At 43.4% G+C, this 18954-nt stretch carries 11 protein-coding genes; 8 read left to right on the top strand and 3 right to left on the bottom strand.

Translation table 11 applies throughout. The annotated features are described in order from the left end of the window. Positions 1 to 229: 229 nt before the first annotated feature. From AC1DBT_RS01195 to nrdE, 4 genes are all read left to right on the top strand, one after another. The gene (locus AC1DBT_RS01195; RefSeq protein ID WP_480018281.1) at positions 230 to 3085 is read left to right on the top strand and encodes a lectin like domain-containing protein; all 2856 of its coding nucleotides are present in this window, start codon (positions 230 to 232) and stop codon (positions 3083 to 3085) included. Between the two features lie 393 nt (positions 3086 to 3478). After that, complete coding sequence (gene nrdF, locus AC1DBT_RS01190; RefSeq protein ID WP_006302211.1) at positions 3479 to 4498, top strand: class 1b ribonucleoside-diphosphate reductase subunit beta; 1020 nt, start codon at positions 3479 to 3481, stop codon at positions 4496 to 4498. A gap of 2 nt (positions 4499 to 4500) precedes the next feature. Further along, the gene (gene nrdI, locus AC1DBT_RS01185) at positions 4501 to 4941 is read left to right on the top strand and encodes a class Ib ribonucleoside-diphosphate reductase assembly flavoprotein NrdI (protein ID WP_480018280.1); all 441 of its coding nucleotides are present in this window, start codon (positions 4501 to 4503) and stop codon (positions 4939 to 4941) included. 141 nt (positions 4942 to 5082) lie between these two features. Further along, entirely contained in the window at positions 5083 to 7290 is a 2208-nt protein-coding gene (gene nrdE / locus AC1DBT_RS01180; protein ID WP_480018279.1) for a class 1b ribonucleoside-diphosphate reductase subunit alpha, read from the top strand. A gap of 288 nt (positions 7291 to 7578) precedes the next feature. On the opposite strand, the gene AC1DBT_RS01175 is transcribed toward nrdE, so the two are convergent. From AC1DBT_RS01175 to nth, 3 genes are all read right to left on the bottom strand, one after another. Beyond that, a complete protein-coding gene (locus AC1DBT_RS01175) occupies positions 7579 to 8901 on the bottom strand; it encodes an Nramp family divalent metal transporter (RefSeq protein ID WP_480018278.1) in 1323 nt (440 codons plus the stop codon). Continuing rightward, the gene (locus AC1DBT_RS01170; RefSeq protein ID WP_480018277.1) at positions 8898 to 10772 is read right to left on the bottom strand and encodes a magnesium transporter MgtE N-terminal domain-containing protein; all 1875 of its coding nucleotides are present in this window, start codon (positions 10770 to 10772) and stop codon (positions 8898 to 8900) included. The genes AC1DBT_RS01175 and AC1DBT_RS01170 overlap by 4 nt, the downstream gene beginning before the upstream one ends. Positions 10773 to 10939: 167 nt before the next feature. Beyond that, positions 10940 to 11602, bottom strand: coding sequence for an endonuclease III (nth, locus tag AC1DBT_RS01165; RefSeq protein WP_480018276.1), 663 nt, complete (start codon positions 11600 to 11602; stop codon positions 10940 to 10942). Between the two features lie 386 nt (positions 11603 to 11988). Here nth and glgB point away from each other — a divergent pair, with 386 nt between their 5' ends. The 4 genes from glgB to glgD are packed head-to-tail and all read left to right on the top strand — an operon-like array spanning position 11989 to position 18934. Continuing rightward, a complete protein-coding gene (glgB, locus tag AC1DBT_RS01160) occupies positions 11989 to 14175 on the top strand; it encodes a 1,4-alpha-glucan branching protein GlgB (RefSeq protein ID WP_480018275.1) in 2187 nt (728 codons plus the stop codon). Between the two features lie 53 nt (positions 14176 to 14228). Further along, a complete protein-coding gene (locus tag AC1DBT_RS01155; protein ID WP_480018274.1) occupies positions 14229 to 16646 on the top strand; it encodes a glycogen/starch/alpha-glucan phosphorylase in 2418 nt (805 codons plus the stop codon). A gap of 45 nt (positions 16647 to 16691) precedes the next feature. Then, positions 16692 to 17846, top strand: a complete 1155-nt coding sequence (locus AC1DBT_RS01150) for a glucose-1-phosphate adenylyltransferase (protein ID WP_480018273.1) — start codon at positions 16692 to 16694, stop codon at positions 17844 to 17846. Next, the gene (gene glgD, locus AC1DBT_RS01145) at positions 17843 to 18934 is read left to right on the top strand and encodes a glucose-1-phosphate adenylyltransferase subunit GlgD (RefSeq protein WP_480018272.1); all 1092 of its coding nucleotides are present in this window, start codon (positions 17843 to 17845) and stop codon (positions 18932 to 18934) included. Before AC1DBT_RS01150 ends, glgD begins: the two co-directional genes overlap by 4 nt. The last annotated feature ends 20 nt before the right edge of the window (positions 18935 to 18954 follow it).

Here is an 18954-nt window from a genome sequence, read left to right as displayed (position 1 = left end):
TTGTTACGTATATTACAGAAATGTATCTGAATTGTAACAGAAATATATTTTCTAAAACTGCATAAACCTATCATATAGCGCTCCTTTATAAAATAAAGTGAAAAATATATACGATTATAGAAAAAAATATCCAAACATTTTTTATTTTTATAAATTGATCTACTTCTTCATGCTGTGAAAAAGCGTGTATCTTGTTTCACTACAAATCGATGAGGAAAGGAAGGGTCTCATGAATAAAAAATGGGAACTTAAGATATTAAACGCACACGCACAACATCGTGCGTGGTCAAAACACCATGTATTAGAAGCTATTTTTGCACTTGCAATTTCTGCCTTCCTTGTAGCTCCACAAGCAGCTTTTGCACAAGGAGCATCGTATAAAGGTGATGCTGCTACACCTGCAAAGTCAGAGCAAACATCTGCAACCGCTTCTCACGTAAATGTAAATGCAGCCAATGTTGTTTCTCAAGTTCTTAAGAAGGCGTCACAAAGTGCGCCTCAACAAGAGGTTCCTGTTGTTTTGGACGCTGCGTCTAAACAGAGCCAAGTTGTAGCATCAGCCGATGAACCCAATAAGTCTCAGGCCAGCAATTCTGCAGCATCAGCACAACAAGAGCCCCCTGTTGATAAAAAAGCTCAAACAGCTCCAAAAGCTGAGCAAAAGCTTGACCCAAACAAATATAAAGACGCTTTGGGAACAGACCTCAATTTTGACTGGAACAAAGACGGTAAAACCACAGCTGCAGACTGGTTGGCATTTAGAAAATGGCTGTCTGATTATAAGCCGCTTAAACCCGATGCACAGGGTCATCCCGATAACTCCGAAGGCGGAAATACTGCCTTAGGTGCCGTTAAAATCATTACCGGTGTTTCGGATTCAGGCGACAAAAAACTTGATAACAACATGGATGTTTCAAAAATTAAGCAATACTATTTGCAAAATGTTGGCCAATTAACGCCCGCACGCGATCAAGGAAGCGCAGGAACGTGCTGGGTTCACGCAATTATGTCTGAGCTTGAAAGCGCTATCCTTAAGAAAAAGCAAGGTGACGGCGGAAAAGCTCTTGATGAGGCAAAGCACAAGTCTCCTTTATTGTCTAACATTCCCGACAACATTGATTTATCCGAGCTTTATTTTGAGTTAAAATCGTTTACCCCCGAAAAACAAGGCAGACAAAAAGGTGAAGGCGCAGAGCAAATTGACGATAAAACGGGTAATGTTGCGCCAGTGGCAGATAGTATGAACCTCGGTGGCTTTACCGATTTTGATGAGAACACACTTACCAACTGGGAAGGTGTAGTAAGCGAGAAAACCGAGCCTTACTGGCCTAAAAAAGCTCCAGGTTTTGAAGACAATTTGGACAATCGTCTTAAATATCTGTTAGGTCTTATTGATTCCGATGAGTTTTGGGACACTAAGAACTGGGGATATCACGATGAAGCTGCTGCAGCCAAGGAAAAGCCAGTAGCACATGTTGATGGTATTTATTATCTTCCTGCGCTTAATCACTATAAATTTGACGGCAAAGGAAATATGGATTGGGTATCTCGCAATGACAACGCTCGTCTTCGCATCAAAGAAGCCCTAGTTAAGTATGGTGTTGTACAGGTTTCTATGAACGCGAATCGTGCTTCGAAATATACCTATGACGACGGTGATCAAACTGTTCAAAACCACGCAATTACTATTGTTGGATGGAACGACGATGTGCCTGCCGATAAATTCAAGGGTTTCCAAAAAGGAACAAAACCCGAGGGTAACGGCGCGTGGCTCATTAAGAACAGCTGGGGATCTCAGTCTAATACAGCTGCTGCGTTTAAAAAACTTCAAGCTCAATATCACTTGAGTGACGAGCAGATGATGGACAAAATCAAAGCAATTCTTAACAGTGACGAAGAAAAACAAAAAGAACTTGATGACTTAAAGGATTCCGTCGATCGATATGGCAAGGCAATCAAGAAGCTTGAGGATAAGATTGCAAAGGCAAAAACTCCTGATAAGAAAGATCTTGAACGTTTAGATAGATATAAGAAAAAGCAAGCTGAATATAATCACAACATTGCTGATTTTGATAACTACTATAAAGGTGTAGTATCTGACAAGCTTGGTGGTGTTTTACAAGGTAAAGATACGGGTTGGGGTCTTCCTGACAAAGACGGCAATCCTTCGGGCTTCTTCTGGATCTCTTATTATGACCACTCGCTTACGGGTGCTCAGGCGTTAAGCGTAGACATTGCAGACGACGGTTTTGATTATGATAACGTTTATACGTACAACTACACCAAAACCGGAACCGATAATCCACTTGCACTAAGAACTCAAGGTAGCGATACTGCGGTTGCGAATGTATTTACTGCAAAGGGTACCGAAATTCTTAAGGCTGTATCTGTTCGCTCACAACTTGCTGGAACCAAAGTTAATATCAAGGTTTATTTGGTAACCGATGAGGGCCTTAAAGACTTAGATCCTACGAACGATTCTTCAGTGGTTTCGGAACAAAACTATGTAACTGAGGCTGCAGGTTTTGAAACAGTTAAGCTTAACACCCCAGTTCAGCTGTACAAGGGACAAAAATTTGCTGTGGTAGAAACAGTGGTATCAACAGACGCACAGGGCAAGGCTTACTCGTGGTTAAACGTTGAGACAGGTCTTTCTCAATCTGCTCAAGATCCAAATCCAAATGAGAAAAAGAATGCCGATGGTCTTTTGAATAAGGGTCTGCCTATGCAGTATATCTGGACTCATGTTAAGTCTAACCCAGGCGAAACCTTTATTCGCATCCAGACTAAAGACGGTCTTAAATGGGTAACTCCTGAGGCTCTTACACAAGCAATAAGCCAAGGGGATGCGTTTGAGTTTGGTAACGCACTTATTAAGGCGTTTACCGTAAATGGCGAACTTCCTGGAGCATTTGCTTCTGATCAGTCGGCTGTACACACGGCAAGTGACGTTTCGTATACATCACAGCCAAAGACTCCAAAAACCTCCGATTTAGCAGGTTCGGCTGCTGGAGTATTAGGCGGCTTAGGAGCTTTGTTCTCGCTTGCTGGTGCATTTGTTTCGCTTAAGCTGAACAAAAGATAAAGCTGTTATGCATTTATAGAGGGCAGATGTTCATCTGTCAGCCAAAACGCGCTCGTAGCTTACGGGCGCGTTTTTTTGTTGGGCTGTTTTAGCGCTATGGTTTGTTTGCCAAAAACGTCGTGCGTCTGTAGTGAGCGTTATGGTTTGTTTATTTGGAGAGATTGCATGACCGTAAGAAACAAACTCTACGTGATTGTGGGTAGTGCGTTTGTGGTATCAAGGATTTATTGTGATGAGAGTAAATTTTTAATCGCGCGTTACTAACGCTTAACTGTGGATTAGTATCAACATGCTGTACAAACACATATTGATACTCACTATATATTGTGTTATTGTTTCTTGAGCTTTATTGAACACGAGCTTGTATTGTTATCGATAAGGAGAGGAACGGGAATGCAATCTGCTTCAAACGTACAACCAACATCTCAATCTCCAGTTGATTTTGCGTATGCTGATAAAGGCTGCAATATGCGTGCTGTTAATTGGAACAGAATTCAAGATGAAAAGGATCTTGAGGTTTGGAATCGTGTTACTCAAAATTTTTGGCTTCCCGAAAACATACCCGTTTCTAATGACTTGCCATCTTGGAACGAGTTGGATAGTTCGTGGCAGCAGCTCATTATTCGCACCTTTACAGGGCTTACACTTTTAGATACTGTGCAGGCAACCGTTGGTGATGTTGCTCAGATTCGTCATGCACTTACCGATATAGAGCAGGCAAATTACGCAAACTTTGCCTTTATGGTTGCAGTTCATGCGCGCTCGTATGGAACGGTGTTTTCTACGCTGTGTAGCAGTGAGCAAATTGACGAAGCGCAGGCGTGGGTGGTTAATAACGATGCGCTCCAAAAACGCGCAAAAGCACTTATTCCTTACTATACGGGTTCTGATCCCTTAAAAAGTAAGGTTGCTGCAGCTCTTATGCCAGGATTTTTGCTCTATGGTGGCTTTTATCTGCCGTTTTATTTGTCTGCACGCAGCAAGCTTCCTAACACTTCTGATATGATTCGTCTTATTTTGCGCGATAAAGTTATTCACAACTATTACAGCGGTTATAAGTTCCAGCAAAAAGTTCGCAAGCTTACCAGCGATGAACAACAAACTGTTAAAGACTTTGTATTTGATCTTATGTATCAGCTTATTGATTTAGAAAAAGCATATTTGCAAGACCTGTACAAAGATTTTGATCTGGCAGACGATGCCATACGATTTAGCTTGTATAACGCTGGCAAATTCTTGCAGAATTTAGGGTATGATTCTCCATTTTCAGAGCAAGAAACCTATATTTCACCCGAGGTTTTTGCACAGCTTTCTGCACGCGCCGATGAAAATCACGACTTCTTTTCTGGTAGTGGATCGTCCTATGTTATAGGAACCTCTGAAGAAACAACTGACGAGGATTGGGAGTTTTAATCGTGCAAATTGTTTATTTTTCTTCTACCTCGGAAAACACGCATCGTTTTGTGCAAAAGCTTACCTGTGTATCTCATCGTATTCCGCTTAATCTGCAGGAGCACATGGTGGTTGACAGTGAATACATCCTCATTTGTCCAACGTATTCGGGTGGAGGTAAAAACACGAACGGTCATGTAGATACGCGTGGAGCTGTGCCCAAGCAGGTTATTCATTTTCTAAACGATGAGCATAACCGCAAGTTGTGTAGAGCCGTCATTGGAACGGGCAACACTAATTTTGGAGATAGCTTTGCCCTTGCTGGCCCCATTATTGCTGCTAAAGTTGGTGTTCCTCTTGTATATCAATTTGAATTATCGGGAACACAAGAAGATGTTGCGCGTGTACAAATGCTTATCGACGAAAAGATTTCTCAACCTGAGAAAGCGCCCATGCTGGTCTAAGACGCGCGTAATGCAAGAAACTTTCTCCACCATGTGCCGCGCGCTGTTGTGTTTGTTCACGCACTTACCGCGTGCCACCGCGCTCTGTTTGCGCGCTTGATGTTCAGACGTATTATAAACCTGCCAAAGAACGGACTTACTATGTCAACTTCTACAACTGATTCTTATATTGCTCTTAATGCGCTTACGCGCTTCAAAACCGAAGACGGTCACTATAATTTTTCTGCCGATAAAAAGGCGGTGCAGCTCTATCTTAAAGAGCAGGTAGAGCCTCGTCTTAAAACGTTTGAATCGTGTCAGCAACGCCTCGATTATCTTGTTGAACACCAATATTACGACAAGGCGGTATTAGACCTCTATAGTCAAAAAGATATAGAAGCGCTTACGTCGTTGGCTTACGAGCAACATTTTGAGTTTTTGTCGCTCATGGGTGCTATGAAATTTTATATGGCGTATGCACTACAATCTGACGACAGGACAACATATTTAGAGCGTTTTGAAGACCGCGTTGTGATGTGTGCTCTTTTTCTTGCTAACGGCGATGTTGCGCTTGCGCGTAATTTGGTGCTCGACTTAATGTCTAATAGATTCCAGCCTGCAACACCTACGTTTTTGAATGCAGGTAAAAAGCGCCGTGGTGAATATATTTCTTGCTATTTGCTTCGTGTTGAGGACAACATGGAGTCAATTGCTCGCGGTATTGGAACCAGTTTGCAACTCTCAAAGCGCGGTGGCGGTGTGGCTTTGTGCCTTACCAACTTACGCGAAACAGGTGCTCCTATTAAGGGCTTTGCTCACCAAGCAAGTGGTGTTGTTCCCGTTATGAAATTGTTAGAAGATACGTTTTCTTATGCAAATCAGCTGGGTCAGCGCCAAGGTGCAGGAGCTGTTTATTTGCATGCGCATCATCCCGATATCATGCGTTTTCTTGATACCAAGCGCGAAAACGCAGACGAAAAGGTACGCATTAAGTCACTGTCACTTGGCGTTATCGTTCCAGATATTACCTTTAAGCTTGCAAAAGAAAACAAGGACATGGCGCTTTTTTCGCCATACGACATAGAAAAAGAGTACAAATGTTCTATGGCAGACATGTCTATTACCGAAAAGTACGACGAGTTGGTTAACAATCCTCGGATAAAAAAGGACTATATTAGCGCACGCAAGTTTTTCCAAACCATAGCTGAGCTGCAGTTTGAATCGGGTTATCCGTATATCTTGTTTGAGGACACGGTAAACAGACGCAATCCCCACAAGAAAGCTGGGCGTATTGTGATGTCAAATCTGTGTTCCGAAATTGCACAGGTGTCTACGCCAAGTTCTTATACCGAAGATCTTGGATTTACGCAAACAGGCGTTGATATATGCTGTAACTTGGGGTCTATCAACATAGCAGCTGCCATGGATCATGCGCCTGAGTTCGCGCGCACCATCAAAGACGCTATCGTTGCGCTTGATCGCGTGTCGCGTTCGTCCGATTTATCGTGCGCGCCTTCTGTTAATAAAGGAAACAAGCTTAATCATGCTGTTGGTTTAGGCGCTATGAACCTTCACGGATTTTTGGCAACGCACCATATTTATTATGCGTCGGCAGAGGCTGTTGACTTTGTTGATATGTTCTTTTATGCAATGGCATACCACGCATTTAAGGCCTCGTCAGAACTTGCGCAAACCGAAGGTGCCTTTGCAGGCTTTGCCGATTCAGAATATGCTGATGGAACTTATTTTAAGAAATACACCGAGCATAAGATTGAGCCTGCAACGCCGCGCATTGCCAAACTTTTGGCTGATTGCCACTTTGAGCTTCCTACCCAACAAGATTGGCAAGAGTTGGTTAAAGACATTCGCGCGCATGGTTTGGCAAATTCGCATCTTATGGCAGTTGCTCCTACGGGTTCTATCAGTTATCTTTCTTCGTGTACGCCAAGTTTGCAGCCAGTTGTTTCTCCTGTTGAAACGCGCAAGGAAGGCAAAGTTGGACGCGTGTATGTTCCTGCCTATAAGATTAGTGACGATACCTATAAATATTATCAAGACGGTGCATATGAGGTTGGTTACGAGGCAATTATCAACATTGTTGCAGCTGCACAAAAGCACGTAGACCAAGCAATTTCGCTCACCTTGTTTATGACTTCACAAGCCACTACCAGAGATCTTAATCGCGCCTATATTTATGCCTTTAAGAAAAAGTGTGACTCCATTTATTACGTGCGCATTCGTCAAGACGTTTTGGAAGGCAGTGAACATCTAGAAAGCGATGAGATTTTACCCGATGCTGCAAAATCTGACGAGAAAAAATCTGCGTTTCATTGTGATGGTTCTTCGGAATGTCAGGTTTGCATGATTTAAGGCATACTGTGCAATCCACCCATGAGGCTTAATAGTATGAACATGACTATGGGACAACATGAGGCGGTACGCGCATGTAAAACGCTTGCATGATAACAGGAAACGAGCAGGTCAAGTGGTGACTTGCTCGTTTTCTTTTGTGAGGTGTTTACGCAGTGTAGTTGTGCTGTTAGCGCCGCTGTTTTGTTTGCTGCGCTCATAGCACGTGCACACCATACGCAAAATCGCGCGCATGCGGCTGCTTGTATGACGTATGAGTTTATGTAGTATATTAAGCGGCTAAAGCGGCTAATAGCCCATTGCTTGCATAACAAACATGATGATGGTAAGAATGGTTACTGCAATGACGGTAAACCATGTAAGCATGGTCCACAGTTTACTATTAACGTGTTTTCCCATGATAAATTTATTTGAAGCAATGCGTACCATGCACACCAAAAGAATTGGCAAAAGAATACCATTTATGACCTGCGCAAACATCATAATTCCAAATAGGTCAATATGAGGAATAAGAACGATTACCGCGGATATAACCAAAATAGCGGTAATAATTCCCCGATAAGCAGGGGCTTCTTGCCACGTGCAATCTGCACCACGTTCCCAGCCAAAAGCTTCGCAGATACCACTTGCGGTAATTCCTGGTAGTACACAGGCCGCTAAAAATGACGCGCCAATAAGGCCAATGCCAAAGAGCGCATAGGCGTACTCGCCTGCAAGTGGAGCCAGGGCAGCTGCTGCATCTTCTGCACCGTTAACGGTAATGCCTGCAGGAAACAGCACTGCTCCTGTTGCAAGAATAATAAACCAGCTGATAACACTTGCTACAACAGCTCCAGTAACCGTATCAATTTGCTGATAGGGAATGTCTTCGTCGTGCGCGTTTTTATCAACAACATTTGATTGTGCTAAAAATATCATCCAAGGCGCAATGGTTGTTCCCACATTTGCAACCAATAACGACAAATACTGAGGATTAGGCGTAATTTGTGGCACGGCGGTAGTGAAAAGAGCGTATGACCAATCGGGTTGTACTAAAAATCCTGCAATAATATAGGTTACAAATACGCAGCTGATAGCCAAGAGCACTTTTTCGATAGAACGATAACTTCCGCTCATTGCCAATACCCAAATGAGCAACGCAGAAAGCGGAACCGAAAGATAGGTAGGCATGCCAAACAACGCTAAGCCCGAGGCAATACCTGCAAACTCTGAAAGCGTAACCGTTGTATTTGAGATAAGAAGTGCAAGCATGGCAACTGCAGAACGCTTGACACCAAAATATTCGCGTATAAGCGACGCAAAGCCTTTTCCGGTAACGCAACCCATACGAGCTGCTGTTTCTTGTACCACAATTAGCAAGAAGCACATAATAGGAACCGTCCAAAGCTGACCGAAGCCAAACAGAGCACCAGCGTTGGAGTATGTTGCTACACCACCTGCATCTGCGCCGGCAAGCGCTGCAACCATACCAGGTCCCATAGCAAGCAAAACGCGCTTAAACTGCAATTTTTGGGGTCGGCTCTCCAAGGCGTTGGTTTGCTTAGAATTCATTGCACTCTGCGTGTTTTCTGGATTATGCGTTTGTAAAGGCGGTGTTTGTTGTGTTATCACTGAAGAACTCCTAAAGCGCCCATGCACATAAGAGCTGCTATGCACATTACAAACGATAAGATCATAGAAACAAGTGACAGCACAAAGCCTGAGGTATCAAGATTTTTTGCATCGCGCACACGTAAAATTGCAAGAAACAGAGGAGACACTATAACAGATATGCAAGACGCAATACCAATTGCCACAAACGACGAAAGAAAACCTTTTGATAGCACCGCATCAAAATTGCGCATGGTACACAATATAGAAAAGATCACTTCGATTGCCGCAAAAATAGCAGCAAACACAAGCGCCAGACCAAGGCTTTTAACACCAAATCCCAAATCGGATGGCGAGTTTTCGTCATCTGCATCGTTTTCGAGGAAGAAATTAACGGTATGCGAAATAGAAGCGTCACCAAACATTAAACATACGGGTAGAAGCGCGCATGTAAACAGCATGAGCGCGTTTTTATGAGCATCAGGTAAAGGAAGATGGAGCAAGCCACACAAATGGAGTGCAAAGGTAATGCACGAACCAAACACCCATATAAACAGCCATGCGTTATGACGAAGCAGCCAAACAAGCGCGCCTGTTTGTCGCTTTGAATCACCATCATTTGCGCCAGCACCTGCAATTTGCAGGTCTTCTTCGTGCTCTTCTTCCATAACGTCAAGCGCGTCATCAACGGTAACAATACCTAATAGACGCTTGTTGTCGTCAATAACAGGCATTGCCAACAGGTTGTACTTTGCGATGTTTTCGGCAACGTCTTCTTGGTCGTCATCGGGATTTGCGGTAATCATGTCGGTTGTTGCTATGTTTTTAAGTGGTGTTGCTGGTTCGTTAATAATAAGCTTATTGAGATTTACCACGCCGCTTAAACGGTCTTCATCGTCTTTTAGATACACATAGTGCACGGTTTCAAAGTCTTCATCAAGCGCGCGCATGCGTGCAACCGCATCTGCAACGGTTTGTGCTTCTGGCAGGCACAAAACCTCAGAGGTCATAATACGACCTGCGGTGTCTTCTCTATATCCTAAAAGTTGTCTAATGGCTTTGCGCTCTTTTACGCCCATAAGGCGAAGGATTTTTTCTGCCTTGTCATAGTCAAGTTCGCTTACCAGCTCAGCTGCATCGTCTGGATCCATTTCCGATAACATACGCGATGCGTCAGTATCGGCCATGTCGCCCATAATTTCTGCGGCAATATGATCATCGTCAAACTCAGCGATTGCATCTGCCGCGCGCTCGTCGTCTAGCTGTGCAAACACACGACCACGCAAGCGCGGATCAAGACGCTCCAAAATGTCTGCAATATCGGCAGGGTGCAGACCATCGAGTGTTTTATGCGATACAGATAGCTTTACATTAGATAAATCGCGATCAAGCAGGTCCATATAGTTCCATGCGATAATTTTTTCGGGCATGGGCTTGCCAAGCGATTTTGCAATTTTAAGCGTGAGCGTTTCAAGTGCAGGAGAAAGCGAGCGTAGCAAACCACGTATTCCAACTTCGGCACCAAGCAGACGAAGCTGCGATGAGCTAGTGTCTGAAAGCTTTAAGTCGTTTACTCTTACAACACGCATGCCCCGCGTATCAACAATTTGTTTGTTAAGTAAATCGCGTGCAATTAACACTTCGTTAGGCTGAAGATAAGAAAATCTAATATCGGTATCAACTACTTTTAAGTGGATTTCTTCGGTAGAAAACGATTCAACATACTTGCGCCATGAAATCATAAAAGGCGTTTTACCAGGACCTTCAACAGCAAGTGCGGTGATACGAGGAAAGACTTCGCCCGTTGCAATGCCAAGATCGTTCACGCGACCTATTTTTTCGCCTTTTGCATCAAATACGGGATTGCCCAATAGTTGGGAAAGATAAATCATACAAACCCCTTACTCGCTCATGGCTTTTTTCATAAACCTACATGTACACATACACTATAATTTTACACGGTTTTACTCGTCTTTTTACGGCGTTTATACGAGCTACTAAAATACCATGAGAAGCTCTAGGATTTACAAGTATTTTTTATTGAGTTTATTTGTTGGACTTACTTTTTAGAAAACTTTACATAAGACGGGCAAAGCGCACGAGCAATGCACGTTTCACAGCATGGATTTTTTGCTTTGCATATCTCGCGCCCAAAATGGATCCATTCTTCATTTACGCTGCTCCACAATGTGGGAGGAAGCAACTTAAGCAAATCTTGCTCGGCTTCAAGCGGCGTTTTTGCACGTGTAAACTGTAGGCGCGTTGAAATTCTAAATACATGGGTGTCAACAGCAATGCCTTGAGTTTTGTTGAATGCTTTGTTCAATACAATGTTGGCGGTTTTTCTTCCTACACCAGGAAGACGCATAAGTTCTTCCATGGTTTGAGGCACCTCTCCTGCAAAATCGCTCATAATCATTTGCGAGGCTTCAACACAATGTTTTGCTTTAGCGCGCCAAAATCCAATGGTACGGATAACCTCTCCTATGTCCTCGGGCTTTGCTTGCGCCATGTGCTTAGCAGTTGGCCAGCGTGCAAACAATTGAGGAGTTACTTTATTAACAGCTGCATCAGTTGTTTGAGCCGAAAGCATAACGCAGATGGTAAGGGTAAAGGGGTTGTGATAGGTAAGAGCCGACTTTGCTCCATGATAGCGTGCATGAAGAATTTCGTAGAACGCACACGCACGCTTTTGTTTGCTGCGTTGTGACTCTTGTGCCATAATCCCTCCTCATCTGGTATTCAAGGGCGTTGTGTTGGTTGGTCTATATAGTAATCAAACGAATGGATGCCACAAATAGTTGGGCATTGTGTACAGTTCATTATAACGTCCACCTGTCTTTCCTATAAATAGGTACCCAAACCGTTCACAGGACTGTTTTTTACTTATGCCAAAGTTGTTGATTTTGTCGAGGCTTTTGCGCGTATATTGCCGTAAAATAAAAAATATGTTGTTTCAATGTAGCTTTTTGGTATGTGCGTGGAAATACAGCCACTACATTTTGTGGATAGCGGTGTGAGTTGTATAAAAGCGCAGCTTGTACGTAAAGCTTGACCGTAAAAGAGATATCAGTTTTTTGCTGACGGCTTGTATTGAGGGGGACATGTATGAAGAGCTTTACCCTTAATGATGTGCAATTAACAAATGACGACCGTTATCTTTTTGCTCAAGGTAATTGGTATAGAAGCCACGAAAAATTGGGAGCTCATCCTATTGTTTGTAATGGACGCAGTGGTTTTTATTTTGCTGTCTGGGCTCCAGGTGTTAAAAGCGTGCGTGTAGATGGTGATTTTAACAATTGGGGTGAAACTCAAAATTATCTTGAACATAAAGGCTCTGGTATTTGGGAAGGTTTTATCGGCGGAGCACAAGCCGGTGAGCTGTATAAGTACCTCATTGAAACACAAGACGGCACTACGTTTTATAAAGCAGACCCCTATGCTTTTAGTGCCGAATGTCCTCCAGGCACGGCTTCGCGCTTGCTTGATGTTTCAACATATAAGTGGTCAGATGATACGTATACCAAATACCGCAATAACCACAATTTTCTTCATGAGCCACTTAATATTTTTGAATGTCATCTAGGAAGTTGGAAGCGTCAGCCATCTGATGAGGTTATTAAAGAACATGCAAATGATGTTTCGCCTGCGTCTGATGATGAAGATACTTCAAATGACGAATGGCAATGTCAAGGGCGGTTTTTAAGCTATGACGAACTGTCCGAGCGCCTAGTTGCTTATGTTAAAAAAATGGGATATTCTCACATCGAAATTATGCCCATTATGGAGCATCCTTTTGATGGATCATGGGGCTATCAGGTTACGGGTTATTTTGCGCCAACTGCGCGTTATGGTACGCCCGATCAGTTTAAGCATTTTATTGACGCGTGCCATCAGGCAAATATTGGTGTTATTCTCGACTGGGTACCTGGTGGTTTTTGCAAAGACGAGCACGGTCTTAGTCGTTTTAACGGCGATAAGCTGTATGAGAAAAAAGAGCATCCTAATTGGGGCACGTACAAATTTGATGTTGGTCGTGGCGAGGTAAGAAGTTTTCTTATATCTAACCTTTTGTATTGGGTGGGAGAGTTTCATGTAGACGGCATTCGTATGGATGGTGTTACCAGCATTTTGTACCTTAACTTTGGTATAGATGACCCTGCTCAAAAGCAATTCAACGAAAAAGGCACCGAAGAAGATCTTACCGCTATAAAATTTGTTCAGCAGTGTAACGAAGCAGTGGAAAAGTATTATCCACACACCATGATGATTGCCGAGGAATCTACCGCATGGCCGCTGGTAACATATCCGCCTAAAGATGGAGGTTTAGGTTTTCATCTTAAATGGGATATGGGCTGGATGAATGATACTCTGCACTACATTCAGGCCGATTTTCCTTATCGTCCAGGCGCGCATCATTTGCTTACGTTTTCTACTATGTACCAATTTAACGAAAACTTTATTTTGCCTCTGTCGCACGATGAAGTGGTGCATGGAAAATGCTCTTTGATTCGTAGACAGCCTGGCGATTACTGGCGTCAGTTTGCTGGTATGCGTGCGCTTGCGCTTTATCAAATGGCTCATGCGGGCGCAAAGCTTAATTTTATGGGCAACGAGATTGCTCAGTTTATTGAGTGGCGTTATTACGAGGGAATTCAGTATTTCCTTACCCACAAGTTTGACGCGCACAAAAAACATCAGCACTTTGTACAAGAGCTTAATGCTTTCTACAATAACAATCCTGCAATGTGGGAGTTTTCGTTTGAGTCGCGCGGATTTGAGTGGATAGATGCGGACAATTCTGGTCAGTCGATTATTGCGTTTATTCGCCACGGTGAACACAAGACCGACGATTTAGTTGTTGTGATCAATTTTGAAGTTAATCCACACGATAACTTTAGACTTGGTATGCCCATGGCAGGATATTGGAAAGAGGTTTTCAATACCGACGATCCTGCATTTGGCGGTTCGGGAACTTCTAACGGTTTTCATGCGCTTGCTACCGAGGAGGAGCCTCAACATGGGCGCGATAATTCGCTGGTTATTACCGTGCCTCCTTTAGGTGGTGTTATCTTCAAATATGTGCGCGCGTTGCCTGCAAAAAAGAAAGCTGCAAGCAAGGCTGTGGAAAAGGCTGCACACAAGACAAACGGTAAAACTACAGGTAAAGATGCAGGTAAAGACGGTGATAAGACAGCTGCAGGAAAAGCGTTGCATAGCAGCGCACAAGCTAAGGCAGCGCACAAGAAGCCTGCGCATAACACAGTTACCAAGAAGGTTAAAAAACGTAAATAGCTTTGTGCCTACACGCATATCGGATGTGTAGGCAATTATCGGAAAGGGACTACATGGCATCTTTATTCAACAATACACAAGACTTTATTCAGCAGTATAGACAGGGGTGTGAATCGTTTTATGCTCGTTCATTTGAGGATCTTACAGATACCCAACGGCTTTATGTTTTGTCGGCGCTGATCGCAAAAAAAGCAAAGTCGTTGCAGGCAGATCAAGACCCTCAACAGAAAGAAGTATTTTACTTTTCTCTTGAGTTTTTGACTGGCCCACTTTTGGACAATTATCTGCTGAATTTTGGTATTCGTGATCTTGTTGAAGATGGATGCAAAGAACTTGGCGTTGATTTAGACGATCTTATTAAGCTTGAAGTTGATCCTGGTTTGGGAAATGGTGGCTTAGGTCGTTTAGCTGCATGTTTTATGGACTCGTGCGCAGCACTTGGCATTGCAGGAAACGGCTGTGGTATGCGTTATCACTATGGACTGTTCCGTCAAGCTATTAAAGACGGCCGTCAAGTAGAGCTGATGGATAACTGGCTTGAACACGGTTTTCCTTGGGAAACACGCTGTATTGCCGAGTCGGTTATTGTTCAGTTTGGCGGACAGGTTGTTCGCCACGAAGAAAACGGTCGTTTTTGGTTTACGCAAGAAGGCGGCGATTTGGTTCGCGCCGTGCCATATGATGTACCGTTAGTTGGTTTTGGTGGCAAAACAGTAAACAATTTACGCCTATGGAGCGCTGAACCTGCAGAGGAAAACTTTAATCTTGCTGCATTTAACAATGGTAATTACGCGGAGGCAATGCGTTTTCGTTCGGATGTTGAGGCTATTTCGCAGATTTTATATCCCAATGATTCGGGTGAACACGGCAGACTTTTGCGTCTTAAACAGGAGTATCTCTTTGTTTGTGCAGGCCTTCATTCAATTCTTAGAGGTTTTGAGAAAAAGCACGGGTGTGATTGGGATAAGCTGAGCGATTTTGTTGCCATTCATACTAACGACACACATCCAGCTCTTTGTGGTCCTGAGCTTATGCGTATTTTGGTCGACGAAAAGAACGTTGAGTTCGATCGAGCATTTGAAATTGTGCGCAATACGCTTTCGTACACAAATCATACGGTTATGCCCGAGGCTCTTGAATGTTGGCCAATTTCGCTTTTCCGCAGTCTTTTGCCTCGTACGTATATGTTTATCGAAGAAATTGACCGAAGATTTCATGATACATTTCCGCGCGATAAGCAAAATTGGCACGATTTACTGTCTCAAACAGCTATGCTGTGGGACGGTTGCGTTCGCATGGCAAATGTTTCGGTTATTTTTTCACATTCTGTTAACGGCGTAAGCGAGCTTCACACTCAAATTCTTAAAGACACAACGCTCCATGGTTTTTATGAGCTTTATCCAGACAGGTTTAATAATAAGACCAACGGCATTTCTCATCGTCGTTTCTTAGGTAATGCAAATCCTGCTTATAGTGCGCTTATCACCAAAACAATTGGCGATGGCTGGCTAAGCGATGCATCCGAGCTGGCAAAATTAAGCGCCTATGAAAACGATCCTAGTTTCCTTGAAGACTTTGAAGCGGCAAAGCTTAACGATAAACAGCGTTTAGCGCGCTACATCAACGAACAAACAGGTGTTTCGCTTGATCCGCATATGATTTTTGATGTGCAAGTTAAGCGTTTTCACGCCTACAAACGCCAGCTTTTGAATGTTCTTAAAATTATGGATGTATATAATCGCCTGCTTGACGGCAAGGGATTTACTATGCACCCCACGGCATTTATTTTTTCGGGTAAAGCCGCACAAAGTTATGTATTTGCAAAAGAAGTTATTCGTCTTATCAATTCGGTTGCCGATGTTATTAACAATGACGAGCGCGTAAATCAGATTATAAAAGTTGCTTTTGTGCCTAATTTTTCGGTTTCAAATGCGCAGCTTATTTACCCTGCTGCCGAAATCTCCGAACAAATTTCTTGGGCAGGTTCTGAGGCGTCGGGTACGTCTAACATGAAACTTATGATGAACGGCGCATGGACGCTGGGCACTTATGATGGTGCAAATATCGAAATTGCAAAGCGCGTGGGCGATTCAAATATCAAAATTTTTGGACTTCGTGAACAAGATGTTCTTAATCTGCGTCAGCCTGGTGCATATTGGGCATGGGATATGTATAACAACGATCGCATTCGTTTAGGAAGAATTATTGACCAGCTTACTGATGGAACTCTTAATCGTTTATCGGGTGGTTTTGAAAGCATTCGCGATGAACTGTTAACCAATAACGATCATGACCTCGTGTTGGCTGATTTCTATGCGTATGTACAGGCATGGGAAGAGCTTACTCGTAGTTATACTAATCGTCACGTTTGGAATCATGGTGCTGTTCATAACAGTGCTTGTTCGGGTTACTTTACATCCGATAGGACAATTCGTGAGTACGCGAATGATATATGGCATATAAGCTGCTAAAGCAGAACTTTAAGTTGTCTTTTTGTGGGTTTGGAAGGAGTTATTATGAGCAAGAAGGAGTGCATTGCAATGCTTCTTGCCGGCGGTCAAGGCAGTCGGCTTGGTGCTCTTACCAAAGAGATAGCTAAACCGGCCGTATCGTTTGGCGGTAAGTATCGCATTATCGATTTTGCGCTGTCAAACTGCGCGAATTCTGGAATAGAAACGGTTGGTGTTCTCACACAGTACCAACCTTATGTACTTCATTCCTATCTTGGTTCGGGCGCTGCGTGGAATCTTAACGACAGCGATGGAGGTGTATCCATTCTGCCTCCGTTTGCAACGCAAACGGGTGGTGCATGGTATGCCGGTACTGCTGATGCTGTAACACAAAACCTTGGCTTTATCGAACAAAATAACCCTGAGTACGTGCTTATTCTTTCGGGCGATCAACTTTATAGCATGGACTATCAAAAAATGCTTGAAGCACACAAACGTCACGGTGCCGATCTTACGATTGCTGTTATGCCAGTTGCGTGGGAAGAGGCTTCTCGTTTTGGAATTATTACGCAAGACGAAAACGAGCGCATAACCAAGTTTACCGAAAAACCCAAGAAGCCCGATTCTAATCTAGCGTCTATGGGAATTTACATTTTTAACAAAGACTTGCTGGTAACGTCTTTGCGCGAAGACGCTATCAATCAAACGTCCGAGCACGATTTTGGTGGAGATATCATTCCAAAACTTCTTGAAGATGGGAAAAAACTCTACACCTATGAATATCGAGGTTTTTGGCGTGACGTTGGTACCATTTCTTCGTATCACGAAACAAGCATGGATTTGCTTGGTGAGCACCCTGCATTTGATTTATTTAACACAAACAACCCCATGATGAGCAACGCTTCTACGCGCCCACCTGCGTATATTGGACCACAAGGCTCAATTGATGATTGCTTGGTTGGCAACGGTTGCAATATTTATGGAAGCGTTCGTCACTCAATTATCTCTACGGATAGCTTTGTAGGCGAACGTGCCATTGTTGAAGATTCTGTACTATTACCTGGCGCCGTTGTTAAAGCAGGCGCGCACGTAGTTCGTGCAATTTTGGGAGAACATGCCGTGGTTGAGGAAGACGTTGTACTAGGAAGCGTTGACCAAACACGCGACACAGCGGTTATTGGAAACGACGTTGTAGTTGGAAAGGGTGAAGGTATACGATGAAAAAGTTTATTGGTATTATAACCGCCAACTATTCTACAAAACACCCCAGTGTTTTAACCGAAACGCGTCCGGTGGCGTCCATGCCGTTTTTGGGAAGATACCGTATTTTGGATTTTGCGCTTTCTAATATGGTAAACAGCGGAGCACGCACCATTGGCATGATTATGCCGTATAACTACCGCTCCATTATCGACCATATTGGGTCGGGTCGCGATTGGGATTTGGACAGAAAAAAAGGCGGATTGTTTATTCTTCCTGGTTCGGCGTTTGGAACTTCTCGTACTGGTTCTCGTTTTTTGCTGCGCGATATTGAAAACAATAAAGAATTTTTGCAGCGCGACGCTCATGAGTACGTTATTGTGTCTTCGGCAAACTTTGTTATGACCATTGATTATAACGACATTCTTAACGCTCATATAAAGTCGGGTGCTGATATTACTGTGGTTGTTAAGCGCGCTTCTCAAAACGATTCCGATATTGTGGGGCTAAATGTTGAAGATGGTCGCGTGCGTGGAATCACCCATGGTATTGTGTTTGGCGATGCCGCATTTCTTGATTGCTTTGTGATTAAAAGAACGCTGCTTCTTGAGTTGTTGGAATGGTATGCTCAAAGCGATTACCTTGATCTTTTTGAAGCTATGGAGCACGATTTTAATCGTGTTAACGTTCAAACCTTTGAGTTCTGTGGGTATGTGAAAGGTATTTTTAACAAAAAAACGTACTTTCAATCAAATATGGACTTGCTGAATCCTGCTATTACGCAAGAGTTGTTCCCCGTTGATCGTCCTGTTCGTACCAAAGCACACGATAATGCGCCTGCTAAGTTTGAACAGGGTTCGCGTGTAACCAATTCACGCATATCGGGAAGTTGCCGCATTTATGGAACCGTTACTAATTCAATTTTAGGCCGCGATGTTATTGTTCAGCATGGCGCGGTTGTAAACGATTCTATTATCATGCAGTCTTGCGTTATTGAGCAGGGAGCACGCGTTGAACATGCTATTGTGGACAGAAACATTACGGTTCCAGCTTCAACCGAGCTTCGCGGTACGCCCGACGCTATTTTGATCAAAGAAAAAGGTAACTAACCTAAAAACGAGCGAAGTTG

The organism is Fannyhessea sp. C0108B2, assembly GCF_056583915.1.
The sequence above is the reverse complement of the archived record's forward strand: the minus strand, read 5'-3'. Positions and strand labels throughout refer to the sequence as shown.